We start from the raw sequence: 16,854 nt of genomic DNA, 5'->3' as shown, positions 1-16,854 counted from the left end.
ATTTTCGGCAATTGACCTATTTCCGCAAGGTTGTCGAACTTGGCAACATGACGGCTGCGGCCGACATGTTGAACGTCGCGCAACCTGCGCTCGGCTCGCAGATCAAGCAGCTCGAAGGCGAGCTCGGCATCGAATTGCTTGTGCGGCACTCACGCGGCATCACTCCGACGCCGGCGGGAAGGCTTCTCTACACGCACGCGCAGCATATTCTCGACGATGTCGCAACGGCAGCCAACGAAGTCCGCGCGCTCAAGGCGGCAAAGCGGATCGAATTGCGGCTCGGAGTCGGCCGAACAATGTCAACGCTACTCGGCCAGGATCTCTTGGCCGATGCGCATCAAACAATGCCGGATGTCACGATCCGTGTCGTTGAAGAGCGACCACCGGCTCTGTTGCATGCTTTGGAAGCGGGACAAGTCGATGTCGCATTCCTCAACAATGTCGGTGAATGGTCCGGCTTGAAACGAACAGCCGTCCTGGAAGAGGATCTTCTGTTCGTCACCGCTTCCAGCCAAGCCGCACAGGAAGAAAGCATCGAATTTACAGAGGCCCTGCAATACGAGCTCGCAATTGGTGGTGAACGCGGCGTTCTGCGCCATATTGTCGAAAGCGAAGCCAGAAGGTTGTCGCTCGATGTTCGCATCGCCCGTGAAGTTCATTCGGTCGATTCACTTGCCTTTGGTACCGCGGCGATGATCGTGCCTTATGGTCTGATCGCTAAAGAAGTGCGCGAAGGAACGCTCGTCGCTCGCCGCATAATAAAGCCTGCCCTAACGCGTACGCTCTATATGGTTCGTCGACATTCCAAAGTGCCGGTTTTGGACGATCAGCGTGTGATCGATCACCTCCAGAGGCTGATGAATGTCTATCTGAGCTTGGTCAAACCCTGGGCGCGATTGCTTCAATAGTATGATTGCACGATTGATGGCGATGTGAATCGCCCGACCGCTATAGCTCCTCCGGCCGCCTTCCACCCATCGCGCGGGTCAAGGCGTCGGCGGTTTCTCTGACCATCGGCCCGAGGATCGTGAGCTTTTCGTCGGTTACGCGAACCGAGGGGCCGGAGACCGAAATGCCAGCGATCGTCTCGCCATATTCGTTGAAGATCGGTGCCGCGACGCAGCGCATGCCAAGCGTGTGTTCCTCATCGTCGATCGACCAGCCGCGCAGCCGTATTTCCTGAATGTCCCGCAACAGGCCGGGCAGCGTGTCGCGTGTCTTTTCCGTAAAGTGGGTGAGGGTTCGGCCTGACATCACTTGGCCGATCTCCTTGTCAGACCACGTCGACAGGATTGCCTTGCCGATGCCCGAGGCGTGAACCGGACCACGCCGCCCTGGCCGGAAGAAGGCCCGCATCGGCGCATGGCTTTCGACCTGTGAGATGAAGACGACATCGCCGCCTTCCTCGATACCGATATTGGCCGTCTCGCCGCTCGCCTCCATCAACTGCTTCAGGAAGGGGCGGCTGATCGTCCCGAGTTTGCGGAAGCGCAGAAAGGCATTGCCGATCTCGAAGGCCTTGAGACCGACGGTCCACACCCCCGTGTCGCTGTCGCTCATGACCATGCCGTGGGAGGCGAGCGAGGTGAGCAGTCGGTGCACGGTCGACGGCGCCATGCCGGTGCGCTCGGAAAGCGAGGTCAGCGTCGAGTCGTCGCTTTCCGCAACGATCGCCAGGAGCGCCAGGCTGCGATCCAGCACTTGCACGGACGAAGGTGCGGCATTCTCGGCGGCCTTGCGACCGCGCTTTCCCTTGCCCGTCCACTCCATGAACCATTCTCCAAATCAGTTGCTTCGTTCCATCTTCCTCTACCGCGATTGCCCTCGATTTTCTCCTTTTTGTTGAAAATCTTTATTTCCGCATGATGGAAATGATTTCCATTTTAGAATTGATGAAATCGGAAAATGGATTATCGTCCTATTCCAAACAGGAGGAATTTCCATGGCCAAGATGCGCGCTGTCGATGCGGCAGTTTATGTTCTGGAGAAGGAGGGGATCGATTGCGCCTTCGGTGTTCCGGGCGCTGCGATCAACCCGTTCTATTCAGCCTTGAAGGCCCGCGGATCGATCCGCCACATTCTTGCCCGTCACGTCGAGGGCGCCTCGCATATGGCGGAGGGCTATACGCGGGCGAGATACGGCAATATCGGTGTCTGCATCGGCACCTCGGGGCCGGCCGGCACCGACATGATCACCGGCCTCTATTCGGCCTCCGCGGACTCGATCCCGATCCTCTGCATCACCGGCCAGGCGCCGCGCGCCCGCCTTGACAAGGAGGATTTCCAGGCCGTCGACATCGCTGCGATCGCCGGCCCCGTCACGAAATGGGCGGTCACGGTCATGGAACCGGCCCTGGTCCCATTCGTCTTCCAGAAGGCGTTCCACCTGATGCGCTCCGGCCGTCCCGGTCCGGTCCTCATCGACCTTCCGGTCGACGTTCAGCTTGCCGAGATCGAGTTCGATCCGGAAACCTATTCGCCGCTGGAGCCCTACAAACCGTCGGCGACCCGCGCGCAGGCCGAAAAGGCGATCGCCATGCTGAATGAAGCCGAGCGGCCGCTGATCGTCGCGGGCGGCGGCATCATCAATGCCGACGCCTCGGACCTTCTGGTTGAATTTGCCGAGATCACCGGCATTCCGGTCATTCCGACATTGATGGGCTGGGGCACGATCCCGGATGATCACCCGCTGATGGCCGGCATGTGCGGGCTGCAGACATCGCACCGCTACGGCAACGCGACGCTGCTCGCCTCCGACTTCGTGCTCGGCGTCGGCAATCGCTGGGCCAACCGCCACACGGGCAACGTTCCGACCTATACCGAAGGACGCAAGTTCGTTCACGTCGATATCGAGCCGACGCAGATCGGCCGTGTCTTCGCCCCGGATTTCGGCATCGTCTCGGACGCGGGTGCTGCGCTCAAGCTCTTCCTCGATGTTGCCACCGAATGGAGGACCGCCGGCAAGTTGCGCGACTGGTCGGGCTGGGCGGAAGAGTGCCGCGAGCGCAAGCGCACCATGCTGCGCAAGACCCACTTCGACCAGACTCCGCTCAAACCCCAGCGGGTCTACGAGGAAATGAACCGGGCCTTCGGCCGTGATACCTGCTACGTCTCGACCATCGGCTTGAGCCAGATCGCCGGCGCGCAGTTCCTGCACGTCTACAAACCCCGCAACTGGATCAATTGCGGCCAGGCGGGTCCGCTCGGCTGGACGCTGCCGGCGGCGCTCGGCGTCAGGGCGGCGGATCCGGACAGGCCGATCGTCGCGCTTTCCGGCGACTATGACTTCCAGTTCCTGATCGAGGAACTGGCCGTCGGCGCGCAGCATAAGCTGCCCTACCTGCATGTGGTCGTGAACAATTCCTATCTCGGCCTCATCCGGCAGGCGCAGCGCGGCTTCAATATGGATTTCGAGGTGAGCCTCGCCTTCGACAACATCAATGCCGACGGCGATGCCGAGAAGGGGTACGGCGTCGACCACGTCGCGGTCGCCGAAGGCCTCGGCTGCAAGGCGATCCGCGTCCGCAGCCCCAATGAATTCGCCGAAGCCTTCGACAAGGCGCGGGCGCTGATGGATGAACACCGGGTGCCGGTCGTCATCGAGTTTATCCTCGAGCGCGTGACGAACATCGCCATGGGCGCCGACATCAACGCCGTCGTCGAGTTCGAGGAACTTGCCGCGCGCGGTGAGGACGTGCCGACGGCCATTGCCGCACTTCTTGACTGAAATCATCAGAGCGGGACGAGGAAAAGTGCACGCGGTTTTCCGCCCGCGTCCCGCTCCAACTTCCAGGAGGAACAATCGCATGCCGAGATTTGCTGCGAACCTGACCATGCTGTTCAACGAGGCACCGTTCCTCGATCGCTTTTCGTTGGCCGCCAAGGCGGGCTTCGAGGGGGTGGAGTATCTCTTCCCCTACGAATTCGAGAAGATGGCGCTCAGGAATGCGCTTGAGCGCCATGGCCTCACCCAGGTGCTGCACAACCTGCCTGCCGGAGACTGGGCGCGCGGCGAGCGTGGCATCGCCATACTTCCGGACCGCATCGACGAGTTTCGCAAGGGCGTTGCGTCCGCCATCGACTATGCGATCGCGCTCGATTGCAGGCAGGTCAATTGCCTCGCGGGCATCGCGCCGGACGGCGTTTCCGATAAAATCCTGCGCACGACGCTGGTTGAGAACCTGAAGCTCGCGGCGACCGAACTCGGCAAGCACGGCATCCGCCTCCTGATCGAGCCGATCAACCGCTTCGATATTCCGGGTTTCTATCTCAACACCGTCGAACAGGCGGCCTCGATCATCGCCGAGGTCGGAAGCGACAACCTCTTTATCCAGTACGACCTTTATCACCAGCAGCGCACGCAGGGAGAATTGGTCGGCACCTACAAGCGCTTCGCCGATCGCATCGCCCACATTCAGCTTGCCGACAATCCGGGCCGCAACGAACCCGGCACCGGCGAGATCAACTATCCCTTCGTCTTCGATGCACTGGAAGCGGCCGGCTACGACGGCTGGATCGGTTGCGAATACAAGCCGCTGACGACGACGGCCGAGGGGCTGGGCTGGCTTGGCGCTGAGCGCAAGCAGTCGGCAGACATCATCAAAATCAGGAGCTAAGCACGATGGCATCTATCGGTTTCATTGGACTGGGTATCATGGGCACGCCGATGGCGCGCCACCTGCAGGATGCCGGATATACGATCGTCACGTCGAAATTCGTCATCCCGCCGCGCCAGGAGCTCGTCGATAACGGCCTCGAATTCGTCGAGACGCCGAAGGCGCTCGCCGAGGCTGTCGATACGATTATCCTGATGCTGCCCGATACGCCGGAAGTGAAGGACGTTCTCTTCGGTGAAAACGGTGTCTTCTACGGCCTTGGCAAGGGCAAGCTCGTCATCGACATGAGCTCGATCTCGCCGATCGAAACGAAGGAATTCGCAAGAAGAGTCCGCGAAACGGGAGCCGAATACCTCGATGCTCCGGTTTCCGGCGGTGAGGTCGGGGCGAAGAACGCCTCGCTCAGCATCATGGCCGGCGGTTCGCAGGAATCCTTCGATCGTGCTCTGCCGCTCTTCAAGCTGATGGGCAAGAACATCACCCTCGTCGGCGATTGCGGCGACGGCCAGGTCACCAAGGTTGCCAACCAGATCATCGTTGCACTGACGATCGAGGCGGTCTCCGAGGCGCTGGTCTTCGCGTCCAAGGCCGGTGCCGATCCGGCGCGGGTGCGTGAAGCGCTGATGGGCGGTTTCGCTTCGTCGCGCATTCTCGAAGTCCATGGCGACCGGATGATCAAGCGCAGCTTCGATCCGGGCTTCCGCATCTCGCTGCACCAGAAGGATCTCAATCTGGCGCTGCAGGGCGCAAAGAGCCTCGGAATTTCGCTGCCGAACACGGCGGCCACGCAGGAGCTCTTCAACAATTGCGCCGCCAATGGCGACAGCGGGCTCGACCATTCCGGCCTCGTCCGGGCGCTCGAGCGCATGGCCAACCACCAGGTTGCGTAATTTCAATAGGTTCGAGCGTTTCACGGTTTCGAAGAAACTTTGAAATGTTCATCCGGGGCGGCGGTGGGGAGGCCGCCGCCCTTCATTTTCAGGGAGACATACGTGGCACCCATCGCCGACCCCCGCGCCTTTCTCGAAACGCTGTTTATCTCGGCCGTCGCCGCCGCAGATCCTGACCTCGTCATCGCCTCCAACCTGCCGGAGAGACCGAAGGGGCGGACCGTTGTGGTCGGGGCGGGGAAGGGCGCTGCGCAAATGGCGCGGGCCTTCGACAAGGCTTGGCGCGGTCCGCTGAGCGGCGCCGTCGTCACGCGCTACGGCTTCGGCGTTCATTGCGAACGCATCGAGGTGCTGGAAGCGGCCCATCCCGTGCCGGACGAAAGGGGGCTCCACGCCTCCAAACGCCTTCTCGCCGAGGTTCGCGGTCTGACGAAGGACGATCTCGTGGTGGCGTTGGTCTGCGGCGGCGGTTCCGCGCTCCTGCCGTCGCCGCCGCCAGGCCTGTCGCTGCAGGATGAAATCGTTGTCAACCGCGCTCTTCTCGCCTCCGGCGCCCCGATCAGCGCAATGAACTGCGTGCGCAAGCATCTGTCGACGATCAAGGGCGGCAGGCTGGCGGCAGCTGCCTATCCGGCGAAAGTCGTTTCGCTCGTCGTTTCCGACATCCCGGGGGATGATCCGGCGCTGGTCGCCTCCGGTCCGACGATTGCGGACGAGAGCACGCGCGGGGAGGCCTTGAGGATCGTCGAGCGCTGCGGGCTGTCGTTGCCGGAAAAGGTCATCGAGTGGCTTACGACAGATGCTGCCGACGCGCCGAAGCCGTCCGATCCGAGATTTCGCCGAAACGAAGTGCGCCTGATCGCCTCGGCGGCCGTCTCGCTGGAGGCGGCGGCCGCGCGTGCCCGCGAAGCCGGGATCGAGGCGATTATCCTCTCCGACGCGATTGAAGGCGAAGCGCGCGAAGTCGGGCGCGTCCACGCCGCGATCGCGCGCGAAGTTGCTCAGCGCAGCCGCCCGTTCGCCAAGCCGGTCGTCGTCCTCTCGGGTGGCGAGACAACCGTGACGATCAAGGGAAAGGGCAGGGGCGGCCGCAACAGCGAATTCCTCCTGTCGCTGGCGCTCGGCATAGACGGCATTCATGGCGTCTCGGCACTTGCCGCCGATACCGACGGCATCGATGGCTCGGAGGACAATGCCGGCGCTTTTGCCGACTGTACGACGATTGCCCGGCTTCAGGGGCAGCGGCTGGACCCGGCGGCGCTGCTTCAATGCAACGACAGCTGGACGGCTTTCGATGCACTCGGCGATATCTTCAAGCCGGGACCGACCGGAACCAATGTCAACGATTTCCGAGCGATCCTCGTGCAGTAATTTGGCGCTCAAACGCCTCGCCGCCGCCGAGCCTCGAGGGCACTGCCGGCGCTTATTCGGTGCTGATCGCGATGCGTTTGGACTTGTCCTGGCTCTGCTCCGTTTTCGGAAGCGTGATGCTCAGCACGCCGTTCTTGAACGTCGCTTTGACCTGACCTTCGTCGATGTCGTATGTGAGCGGAATACGCCGTTCGAAGCGGCCGTAGTAGCGTTCGGAGAACTGCTTCTCCTTGTCCTCGCTCTCGGCGCGCTTTTCGCCGCGTAGCGTCAGCACGCCCTCGGAGAGGGACAGCTCGATATCCTTTTCTTCGAGCCCGGGCAGTTCCGCAGTGACCTTGATCTCGTTATCGCGATCGGTGACTTCGACATTAGGCCAACCGAAGCCGAAGCCCGGCTGGTTCGAAAACGCAAACGGCATGCGTTGATCGAAATTGCGGAAGACGTCGTCGAACAGGCGGTTCATTTCCCGGTGAAGCATCAGGAATGGGTTGCGGTCGCTATCCCGATAGGATGTCGGCACATGCTCCGGGGCGCGGCCCCATGGAATGAGATCACGTACGTTCATTGTCAGCTCCTTTTTCTTTTATTGCCGTCTGCCGAAGCGCCGGTGATCACCGCGCTTCGGCGGTATTCGGCATAGGCGGTTGCCCCGCCACCTAGAGCGCCGTGCGTTCAAATGAACGCACAAAGGACGCTCTAGCACTTTGATTCTAGAGCATCTTATCCGCTTTCAGTGATTCCACTTGAAAGCGGGATGCTCTAGGCGGCCTGCTTGCCACCTCCGGTCTGCTCGCGGCCCTCCAACGGGGGTAGGGCCTTAGCCTGTTCAATCTCGATCCGGCGTGGCTTCATCTGCTCGGGCAACTCACGGACGAGATCGATTGCCAACAACCCATTGGCGAGGTTGGCACTTGTGACCTTCACATAGTCGGCCAGCTGGAAGCGGCGATCGAAATTGCGCCCGGCAATACCGCGATAGATGTAATCAGCGTTGTCTTCGCCGGCTTTTTCGCCGCGAACGACAAGCAATTGCGGTTCATGTGTGACGGTTATTTCGTCCGGCGCGAAGCCGGCGACTGACATGGTGATGCGATACTGGTTATCGCCGACGCGAAGGATGTCGTAGGGCGGCCAATTGTCGGTTGGTGCCAGGCGGCTCGCTGCGTCGAGCAGGTCGAAAACGTGGTCAAATCCCACGCTTGACCGAGACAGGGGCGAAAAGTCGAGTGTTGTTCTCATAGCCATATCCTCCTTGAAGCAACATGGACGATGAGGAGCAGCGTCGAAGAGGACGATGCCCCCCGACTGCGAACCCCAAAAGGCGGCTCGCAATTGCGATTTAGTGACTTCCGCAGCGGTTTCAAGGGGTTGTGCCGGCGATCGGGAGGCGAGGAAAGGTTATGGATGCAAGTCTTTGTAATATCGTGAAAAATTTCGACGCGCGCTCGGCTTGATTTTCCGGAATCGGGCCCAATATCTGTGTCAGCGATCCATTGATGGCGCGCGAAAGGAGGAATAAATGCTTCTCAATGAGATTCCCTGGACAACTCCCCTCACCGTACGTCTTTCAAGCGGCATCAAGCACACCTTCAATTCCGTATACGAAGCCCTGGACTTTCTTGAAAACGAGTGGCCGCTACGCAATGGCCGCCATTACGAACGTGCGGTACGCACCTGCCGCGGCGCGCTCAATCGAATGACGCCGGCCGCGATCGCCCGAGAGGCTTTCGTCGCCGCCTGCGTTGAAGCCGGAATGCCGATTGTGGCGACCGGCCATCCAGCGCATCAGCAGGTGGGTGAAGGCAATTCAACTCGGCGTGCGTGAGGAAACGCGAGTGCCGTCCACCGATTGAAAACGGATGATCGGTGGACGGATGCGAAGACGTCCGAAAACTGCCGCAGTTGACGCCGTCGATCCGCGAACGGCATTATTCAACGAAAACGCGAACGCTTGCAGCCCGCCCCACGGCATCAATAACCGTGAGAGTGGAGTAGCCGCCGCCGTCCGGCAGCCACTGGCTGATGCGGCGGCGGGTGACATCGGGCAGCGGCCGGCCATTGGCGAGCCATCGGAACGGCGCGCGACCGCCCTGCAGCTTGAGGGTCAACGGCGTCATCGTTTCACCGCCGCTCGCGCCAAGGTCGACGCGCGCGCCCTCAGGCGGAAAGACGATCTGAGGGGCCGGCTCGCGTGCCGATGCCGAAAGCAAGCCGCTCGCGGTCGTCGAAAAGCGCCGCTGGCTGATCGGCAGGTCGCCCTGAGCAATTCGAACGGCGCCGGGCGGGGCATCCGGCAGCGGCGTGATGGCGATCCCGGATTTGGCGAAAGCTTCGAACAGGATTGGTGCGGCGGCGCCGTAACCGGTCAGTCCAGGTACTGCGCCGTTGTCCGGCCGGCCAACCCACACGCCGAGTACGTACCGGCCGTCGAAGCCGACGGACCAGGCATCGCGATAGCCGTAGCTGGTACCGGTCTTGTAGGCGATGCCGCGCTGCCGGCTGTCGGCGGGCGGCAAAACGTCGGAGAGGATATCGGCGACATGCCAGGCGGCAACGGTCGAGAGCAGTGGCTCTCCGTCGATCAGGCCCGCCTTTCCCTCGATGCCGTCGCCGAGCCGCACCGGCCAGCCGCGATTGGCGAGGCCCGCGTAAAGCTGAACGAGGTCACGCAGGGTAATGCCGAGGCCGCCGAGGCCGATCGCAAGACCCGGTGCCTCATTGGGCGGCAGGGCGGGCTGCACCTCCGCCCGGCGGAAGCGCACCATCAGTCGCGCGGGTCCGACAGCATCGAGCAGACGGATCGCCGGCACGTTGAGAGAGAGCTGCAGCGCCTGCCGGATGGAGACGTCGCCCTGATAGCTCATGTCGAAGTTGCGCGGGCGATAGCCGAAGAAACCCGCCGGCCGGTCCTCGATGATGGTTTCCTGGGCGACCAGTCCCTCCTCGAAGGCAAGCCCGTAGATGAAGGGCTTTAGCGTCGAACCGGGCGATCGCATGACCCGCGTCATGTCGATCCAGCCGGCGCGGCTCGCGTCAAAGTAATCGGCCGATCCGACTTCGCCGACGATCCCGCCGCTCCGCACGTCGGCCATCACCATGGCGACGGAGACCTTTGGCCCGAGCTTTGCCGCCCCCTCGCGCGCAACGGCTTCGAGCCCGCGCTGAATGTCGCGACGCAGCGTCGTATGGTGCTGGAAGGTTGTTGGCTCCTTGCGAAGCGCCACTTCGGCGAGATGTGCCGCATAGGCCGGAAGCTGAAGGCGCCGCGTCGGTATGGCCGCCAACGCCGCCCGTTCCGCTTCGCCTTCGCCGATCACTTGGGAGACCGCGGCACGGCCGAGGACCCGTTTGCGCGCTGCTTCGGCGGCGGCCAGATTGCGGTCGGGACGACGCTTTTCCGGCAATTGCGGCAGCGCGACGAGAAGCGCCGCCTCGGCGACAGAGAGACGGCGCGGTTCCTTGCCGAACCAGGCGAGGCTTGCGGCGCGCACGCCTTCGAGATTGCCGCCGTACGGCGCATGGGTCAGGTAGAGGTCGAGGATTTCGTCCTTGCTGAGGCGCCGCTCGATCTGGATGGCGCGTGCGAGTTGCAGGAGCTTCGCCGGCAGCGTCCGCTCCCGGCGCGGCTCGATCAGCCTGGCCACCTGCATCGAGAGCGTCGATGCACCGGAAACGACGCGGCCGTTTGTGACGAACTGCAGTGCCGCACGGCCGAGCGCCAAGGGGTCGACACCGTGGTGCTCCCGAAAACGCTGGTCCTCATAGGCGACCAGCATCCTGAGAAAGCGCGGGTCGACATCGTCGACGGTCGTCTTCAGCCGCCACAGGCCATCCTTGGTCGCGAAAGCGCGTAGCAGACGCCCGTCCTTGTCGAGAACTTCGGCCGAGACGGCGCCGGCCGGCTCGATCGGCGGTGGAAATGCTTTGTCCGCCCATTCGAGGGCGACGATTGCGAGCGCGGCCATGACGAGCCCAATGGGCAAGGTGATCAGTAACGTCGTGTAACGACGCGGAAGGTGTCGGGAACGACCTGGATCGATTGTACTGGCTTTACCCCCCTCTGCCCTGCCGGGCATCTCCCCTACAAGGGGGGAGATCGGCAAGGTGCGGACTTCCGGCTTCCTATCCTCGATAAACTCAGCCTGACCGCCCGACGGGGCGTCGTCACTCCTCAGTTCTACCGCATCGAAGACAGTCGCTTCGGCGTATGATGCATCAGCCGTCGCGTGCGATGCGGAGGTGGCGCATGTCGGTGCATCCCTGTTCTCCCCCCTTGTGGGGGAGATGCCCGGCAGGGCAGAGGGGGGTGACGTCCAACCGATGCCTTTGCGACTCCCCACTATCCGTTCAAGTAGCTGCCAGAGCGTCATCGCGCGATCTACTGGGCTGCCAGCACCTCCATGCGCCCGGTGGCCGTGCGGGCCGAGAATTGCGGCCGGTACATGTCCTCCACGCTTGCCGCCGGATGATCATAGGTGCCCGGGGTTACCGCGCGTACGACATAGGCGAGCGTGATCTCCCGGTTGTCGCCGGTCGAGCGATCGAAGGCCGCCACGAAGCGATCGCTGCGGAACTCGGTGTGGGCGGCTTGTACCTCACCGATCCATTCGAAGTTCGTGAGTTGCGCACTGTCGACAAGGCTTGGATTGTCGATCTCGAAGCCGGCCGGCAGCAGATCGGTGATCAGCACGCGCGACGGCCAATCGTTGCTTTCGGTGACCTTGAGCACGACGACATAACGCTCGTTCTGCCGCGCTTCGCTGACATTGGCCTCGGCGCCGTCGAGCGTGTAGTAGGTGCGCTCGATCGTGAAGCCATCACCGCCGGCCGACAACGGCTGAGCCGGGGCCGCGACGGTCGTCACCACGGCGGAGACTGCGTCGGCGCCGTTGTTGCGAATGACGACCGGGTGCTCGATGAGCGCATCCCCGGTTATGCGTGCGGCGTAGCTGCCGGTGCGCGCCGCGCCGTTGATGTCGAGTTTCATATCCTCGTCGCCGCCCTGGATCGCGCGCGCTGCGAGCAACATCCAGGTCTGTTCCTGCGTGCTCGCATATTGCGCCTGCTGCCACTCCCGCGCGACGATCCTGGAAAGCTCCGGAATGATCGCCGGTACGGGACGGCTTTCGGCCGCGAGCGCCAATACCGCCGCATCGTCGCGCAGTGACGAGCCGTAGTCGGACCGGGCAAGGCTGACTTTGACGAGGCCGGCGCCGGTCGACATGTTCAAGGATGCCGCAAAGATATCCTGAGAGCGGGCCGCATCGCCATAGAGCGCCAGTGCCGCGGCGATATGCGCCTTGGCGAGCGGCGTCGGGAAATCGTCGAGCATCGTGTCGGCGTAATAGCGAAGGTCGCTGATCGCCGCCTTGCGATTGCGGGCGAGCACATAGAGCGCATAGGCGATCTCGTTGCCGCGGTCCTTGACGTTGGTCTCGTAGCTCAGCGCATTCTGGAGATTCTCGAGCGCCTGCACCATCGCCTGTTCGGGCACGTCATATTTCTGTTCGCGCGCCCGCGTCAGGAAATCACTCACATAGGCGTCGAGCCAGAGATCGCCGGAGCCCGGGCCCCAGAGGCCGAAGCTGCCGGAGGAGGACTGGTAGGCAAGCACGCGGTAGATCGCCTCCTGCACCCGCTTCGTCACCTCGCCGTCGTCGGCAAGGCCGGACTGCTTGGCGAGTTCGCTGAGATAGAGCAGAGGCAGGGCGCGACTCGTCGTCTGTTCCGCGCAGCCATAGGGATAGCGGTCGAGCGTCATCAGGAGCGCGGGAATATCGAAGGCGGCCGAGCGCGTGACGTTGAGACTGACGGACGCGCCCTGCAGCAGGCTGTCGGCAAGCAGTTGGTCGTCCACCGTCAGGCTGCTGCCGGCGGCGATGCTGACCACCTGCCGCTGGGTGACCGGCAATGCCGCCGGGCGGACCGGAACGTTCAACGCCTGCTCGATCGACAGGCCAGAGGCGTTGGAAAGTGCCACGGTGACGAGCCCGTTGCCGGGATATTGGCCCGTCAGCGGCAGCGTCACGGCGGTCTTGCCACCGGCGTCGAGATGCACGGTTTCGGCTGCGCCGGTCTGCTCCACGGCTACAGGGCCGTTGGTCGTCACCTGCAATTGATAGTCGCCGGCAGGTGCATCCGTGTTGGCAATGTCGAGCCTCAGTTCGGCGCGGTCTGCCGGGGCAAGGAACTTCGGCAGGCTTGCGGTCACCACGACCGGGTCGCGGATCACGACGTCCTTGGTCGCATGGCCGACACCGGATTTCGTCCAGGTGACGGCCATGACCCGCGCTGTGCCGTTGAACTGCGGGATATCGAAGCTGACCATCGCTTCGCCGTCTGCATCGAGCTTCACCGGTCCGGAGAAGAAGGCAACCAGCTTTTCGGTCGGCGGGCTGCCTTGCAGCGGCACTTGCCCGCCGTCGCCGCCGGTGCGCAACCGGCCCGTGGCGCCGAGCGAGCCGTCGATCAGGCGTCCGTAGAGGTCGCGGATCTCAAGGCCGAGCTGCCTTTGGCCGAAGTACCAGCCGTCGGGATCGGGTGCCTCGTAACGCGTGAGGTTCAGGATGCCGACATCGACAGCGGCGATCGTAACGTAAGCGTCCTCGTTCGCGCCCGCGCCGCGCACCTTGAGGTTGCCGTTGAGGGGCTGGCGCGGCTGCATCTTCTCCGGCGCGTCGAGCGTGACGGCGAGCTTGCGCTCCGCCGGATCGACGGCGAGCCACTTGATGCCGATCGCCCGCATCGGCATACGGCTCTCCTGGGCATCACCGGGGCGATAGAGCGTCGCGGTGACATAGGCACCGCCGCCCCACTCGGCGGTGACCGGCAATTCCACCTCGCCGCCGGTCTCGGCAATGGTCGCCGTCTTCATCGTGATCAGGCTTTCCGTACCGACCGTGACCAGCAATTCGCCGGCAAAGCGCGGTGAGACTTTGAGCCTCGCAGTCTCGCCGACCGCGTAGCTCTCCTTGTCGAGCGCGATCTCCAGCCCGTCCGGTGTTTCAGTCGAAGTTGCTTCGACATACCAGCCAGCATCGAACTCGACACTGGAGGCAGGTCCGTCGACCGCAGCCGTCTCGATCTCGAGGCGGTAGCGGCCCCAGCCGACCGGCACGGCGATCTCGCCACCGTCCGCAGCCACGTCGACAGTGCCGTTCGCCACCTGCTTCGTGGAGACGACTGGCTCGTATTTCCAGGCGCTCCCGTCCCGATACCATTGGTAATTGCGTTCGACGCTGATCAGCTTCCAGAGCAAGCCGGGTATCGGTATTTTCGTGCCGTCCTCCCCGACCGCAATCACGTGAAAGCGCCCGACCGAGTTTTCGGCAAGATCTCCGGAAAACTCCGGCTTGATGCCGACCATCGGCCCTTCGGGCTTGACCGGCAGCGTCAGCGAGCGTTCCACGGCGCGACCGCCGGCCTCTCGCATGCGCACGGTGACATTGGCGTTCAGCAACTGCGTCGTCGAGGGAACCTCGGTCAGATCGACGTCGAAAACAGCTTTGCCGTTCTGATCCAGCGGCTCCAGCGCCTCGAGCGGCAAGCGCGTGTCTTCGCTCGCCTCCTCGTCGGCAAGGCCGAAGAAGTAGCCCTTGAAGGCCGCGCTCTCGCGCGTCGGCTTGATCGCGACTTCACCCTCAAGCGTCAGTCCGGCAGCGGGCGCGCCATAGAGGAAGCGGCCTTCGACAGAGACGGGCACCGGCGTGCCCACAGTGATCTCGCTTGCCTCGCTCGTCAGGTCGAACTCGGTGCGGTCCGGCACGAAGTCGTCGACGAGGAATTGCTTCTCGCCGATCGCGGACCCTTTCGGATCCGCGAAGATCTGCATGGTCCAGGTCCCGCGCATCGCGTTTTCCGGAATCGGCAGGTCGAGCGTGTGGCCGCCGAGCTTGGCGCCATTGCTGACCATGCGCCGGTCCTCGACGCCATCCGGGCGCAGGAAGGCGAAGGTGAGCGGCAGGTTCTCGATCGCCGCGCCGTTCACGTCGCGGGCAAGCGCGGCCGCATGCACCGTCTCGCCGACGCGATAGATACCCCGTTCGGTCCAGGCGAAGAGGTCGATCGCGCCGGGTGCGGCGCGACCGGTGACGCCGCGATCGGAAAGATCGAAGCCGGCGCGGGTCATATCGAGAAAGACGTAATCCGCGTCGCTCGTCTTCGCGGTGATGACGGCAGGTGTCATGCTGGCCGTGCCGCGCATCAGGCCGGCGGCGAACGTCGCCTTGCCCTCCGCGTCGCTCGTCGCGGTGCCGAGAACTTCATTGTTCTTCGCAACGAGTTGCAGCTCGACGCCGTCGAGCGGCTTGGCGGTGGCGAGCGAGCGGGCAAAGACGGTGAGTCCATCCGTCCCGGCATAGGTCGAGATGCCGATATCGGAGACGACGAACCATTGGGTGGCGCGGGCGTCCCAATCCTGGCTAAGCCCGGTGCCCGAGACTGCCGTCAGCACATAGACGCCGGGTTTGCGTTGAGGCAGTGCTTCATCCACCGGGAAGCTGGTCACCACTTCCTTGTTGAGTTCTGTTTTGATGTCGATGCTGCCCTGCCAGACGAGTTCGCCGCTCTCTTCCTTGATGCGCTCTTCGCTGTAGCCATCGAGCTGGGTCAGGAACTGCGAACTGGTCAACAGGGAAGAGATGCCGCGGTCGCCGATGCGATAGAGCTTGAGCTTGGCGCTCTCGGTGTTGACGGAGACGATCGGAATGCCGCGCCGTGCGGTCGACGGCAGCACGAAGCTGTCGCCGGTGAAGCGCACCATTGGCGAGCGATCCTTGACATAGATGTCGAGACTGACGGGCGTTTCGATGACCTCGTCGACGGAGGAGGGCAGGCCCTGCCTCAGCACAAGCTTGTAGCGTTGCCCGTGCGACAGGCCCTCGACGCAAATCTCGTTTCCCTTGGCCTCGACCGCCTTGGGAGCCTTGCCATCGAGAGTGACGAACGAGGCGTAGTCCGTTCCGTTCTTGACGAGCTGCTCGGAGAACTGGACGCAGGCACGCGGGCTGGCGCTGTCGGCATCGATCGTATGGTCGGTGACGCGGAACCCCTGCCGCGCCCTGAGATCGAGGTAGGCCGTTTCGACCGTCTTCGCCTGCACGAGTTCGAGGCTCGCCTTGTAGGCGTTGAGGGCGGCGCGATAGTTCTCTGTGTTTTCGAGCGATTTGGCGAGAACGGCGAGCGCGTCTGCCCGGCTCTCGGTCGTGCGGGTCAGTTGATAGCCGTTGAGGGCGGCAAGCGCTGCCTGGCCGGCAATCTCAGTGTTGCCAGTGATCCGGTTGGCTGCACGCGCCGTCTCCAGCCACAATTCGCCGTCATCCAGCGTTACCGCCAGCGCACCGCGAAAGCCTTTCAGCGCATTCTCGATGTTGCCGGCTGTCAACTCGCTCCGGGCGGCTTCGATCAGACCGTTGACGCCGAAACCCTGTTGATCCTCTGTGAGCGCTAGGTTCGCCTTGACGTCACGCGCCTGCTGCAACAGATCGTCTGAGATGAAAGAGAGACGCGATGGCGCGCCGATATCGGGCTGGACGCTGCCCGTCTCGACGACTTTGCCGGCGATCGCCCCTTTGAAGGTGTTCAACTGATTGAAGTCGGATTTCAGGAAGCACCACCTCACCTTTGGATTGTAGGTGAAGGCGCGGCAGGCCTGGTCGGCGATGCAGGCGGTCTCGCACTGCCGAAGCGAGACATTCTGCTCGGTGCGAAGATCGAACCCGAAATAATCGCCGTCTTGCGTAATCTCGATTGTGCGGCTCGTTTCAGCCGCCGCAGCAGGTGAACTGAGGGAGGCGAGCGTGAGAAGAAGGGTGGAAAGGCCGACAAACGCGCGCATAGACATAAGTCCTCCCCGATGCTGCCCGTCTCGATGGAGCGTCACTTTGTCAACCTTCTCGCCGGCTTGTCAATCGCGCATGCGGCAAAGGCCCGCGGCAACTGTCGCTTGAGCGGTGCTGCAACCTGAGCGATTGATTGGG

General features: G+C 63.0%; 11 protein-coding genes. 6 read left to right on the top strand and 5 right to left on the bottom strand.

Annotated features, from left to right (window positions below; all coding sequences use genetic code 11):
* Positions 1-11 precede the first annotated feature (11 nt).
* The gene (locus QA637_RS24805) at positions 12-908 is read left to right on the top strand and encodes a LysR family transcriptional regulator (RefSeq protein ID WP_283065323.1); all 897 of its coding nucleotides are present in this window, start codon (positions 12-14) and stop codon (positions 906-908) included.
* A gap of 40 nt (positions 909-948) precedes the next feature.
* Here QA637_RS24805 and QA637_RS24800 read toward each other — a convergent pair whose 3' ends face one another.
* Positions 949-1,770 carry an IclR family transcriptional regulator gene (locus tag QA637_RS24800; RefSeq protein ID WP_283065321.1) on the bottom strand — a complete coding sequence of 274 codons (822 nt, stop codon included), beginning with the start codon at positions 1,768-1,770 and terminating at the stop codon, positions 949-951.
* Between the two features lie 172 nt (positions 1,771-1,942).
* Between QA637_RS24800 and gcl the strand changes: the two genes are divergently transcribed.
* The 4 genes from gcl (at position 1,943) to QA637_RS24780 (ending at position 6,877) form a co-directional block, all read left to right on the top strand.
* The gene (gene gcl / locus QA637_RS24795; protein ID WP_283065319.1) at positions 1,943-3,727 is read left to right on the top strand and encodes a glyoxylate carboligase; all 1,785 of its coding nucleotides are present in this window, start codon (positions 1,943-1,945) and stop codon (positions 3,725-3,727) included.
* A gap of 79 nt (positions 3,728-3,806) precedes the next feature.
* Positions 3,807-4,616, top strand: coding sequence for a hydroxypyruvate isomerase (hyi, locus tag QA637_RS24790; RefSeq protein WP_283065318.1), 810 nt, complete (start codon positions 3,807-3,809; stop codon positions 4,614-4,616).
* A 5-nt stretch (positions 4,617-4,621) separates the two neighbouring features.
* Positions 4,622-5,506, top strand: a complete 885-nt coding sequence (locus QA637_RS24785) for a 2-hydroxy-3-oxopropionate reductase (protein ID WP_283065317.1) — start codon at positions 4,622-4,624, stop codon at positions 5,504-5,506.
* 102 nt (positions 5,507-5,608) lie between these two features.
* Entirely contained in the window at positions 5,609-6,877 is a 1,269-nt protein-coding gene (locus QA637_RS24780) for a glycerate kinase type-2 family protein (protein ID WP_283065316.1), read from the top strand.
* A gap of 52 nt (positions 6,878-6,929) precedes the next feature.
* On the opposite strand, the gene QA637_RS24775 is transcribed toward QA637_RS24780, so the two are convergent.
* Both QA637_RS24775 and QA637_RS24770 read right to left on the bottom strand, forming a co-directional pair.
* Positions 6,930-7,442 carry an Hsp20/alpha crystallin family protein gene (locus tag QA637_RS24775; protein WP_153439589.1) on the bottom strand — a complete coding sequence of 171 codons (513 nt, stop codon included), beginning with the start codon at positions 7,440-7,442 and terminating at the stop codon, positions 6,930-6,932.
* A gap of 194 nt (positions 7,443-7,636) precedes the next feature.
* A complete protein-coding gene (locus QA637_RS24770; protein WP_283065313.1) occupies positions 7,637-8,116 on the bottom strand; it encodes an Hsp20 family protein in 480 nt (159 codons plus the stop codon).
* Positions 8,117-8,396: 280 nt separating this feature from the next.
* Here QA637_RS24770 and QA637_RS24765 point away from each other — a divergent pair, with 280 nt between their 5' ends.
* Complete coding sequence (locus QA637_RS24765; RefSeq protein WP_153439587.1) at positions 8,397-8,702, top strand: DUF982 domain-containing protein; 306 nt, start codon at positions 8,397-8,399, stop codon at positions 8,700-8,702.
* Between the two features lie 103 nt (positions 8,703-8,805).
* On the opposite strand, the gene pbpC is transcribed toward QA637_RS24765, so the two are convergent.
* Positions 8,806-10,842 carry a penicillin-binding protein 1C gene (pbpC, locus tag QA637_RS24760; RefSeq protein WP_283065311.1) on the bottom strand — a complete coding sequence of 679 codons (2,037 nt, stop codon included), beginning with the start codon at positions 10,840-10,842 and terminating at the stop codon, positions 8,806-8,808.
* A gap of 413 nt (positions 10,843-11,255) precedes the next feature.
* Positions 11,256-16,712 (bottom strand): alpha-2-macroglobulin family protein, encoded by a 5,457-nt coding sequence (locus QA637_RS24755; RefSeq protein ID WP_283067339.1) that lies wholly within the window; start codon positions 16,710-16,712, stop codon positions 11,256-11,258.
* Positions 16,713-16,854 lie beyond the last annotated feature (142 nt).

This window comes from Sinorhizobium terangae (assembly GCF_029714365.1).
Lineage (GTDB): Bacteria > Pseudomonadota > Alphaproteobacteria > Rhizobiales > Rhizobiaceae > Sinorhizobium > Sinorhizobium terangae.
The sequence above is the reverse complement of the archived record's forward strand: the minus strand, read 5'-3'. Positions and strand labels throughout refer to the sequence as shown.

What these genes read in the sequence shown, in the direction of transcription:
- QA637_RS24800 (WP_283065321.1), bottom strand. Translation starts at nt 1,770, where the DNA reads ATGGAGTGGACGGGCAAGGGAAAGCGCGGTCGCAAGGCCGCCGAGAAT.
- hyi (WP_283065318.1), top strand. Translation starts at nt 3,807, where the DNA reads ATGCCGAGATTTGCTGCGAACCTGACCATGCTGTTCAACGAGGCACCG.
- QA637_RS24770 (WP_283065313.1), bottom strand. Translation starts at nt 8,116, where the DNA reads ATGAGAACAACACTCGACTTTTCGCCCCTGTCTCGGTCAAGCGTGGGA.
- pbpC (WP_283065311.1), bottom strand. Translation starts at nt 10,842, where the DNA reads ATGGCCGCGCTCGCAATCGTCGCCCTCGAATGGGCGGACAAAGCATTT.
- QA637_RS24785 (WP_283065317.1), top strand. Translation starts at nt 4,622, where the DNA reads ATGGCATCTATCGGTTTCATTGGACTGGGTATCATGGGCACGCCGATG.
- QA637_RS24775 (WP_153439589.1), bottom strand. Translation starts at nt 7,442, where the DNA reads ATGAACGTACGTGATCTCATTCCATGGGGCCGCGCCCCGGAGCATGTG.
- QA637_RS24765 (WP_153439587.1), top strand. Translation starts at nt 8,397, where the DNA reads ATGCTTCTCAATGAGATTCCCTGGACAACTCCCCTCACCGTACGTCTT.
- QA637_RS24755 (WP_283067339.1), bottom strand. Translation starts at nt 16,712, where the DNA reads ATGCGCGCGTTTGTCGGCCTTTCCACCCTTCTTCTCACGCTCGCCTCC.
- gcl (WP_283065319.1), top strand. Translation starts at nt 1,943, where the DNA reads ATGGCCAAGATGCGCGCTGTCGATGCGGCAGTTTATGTTCTGGAGAAG.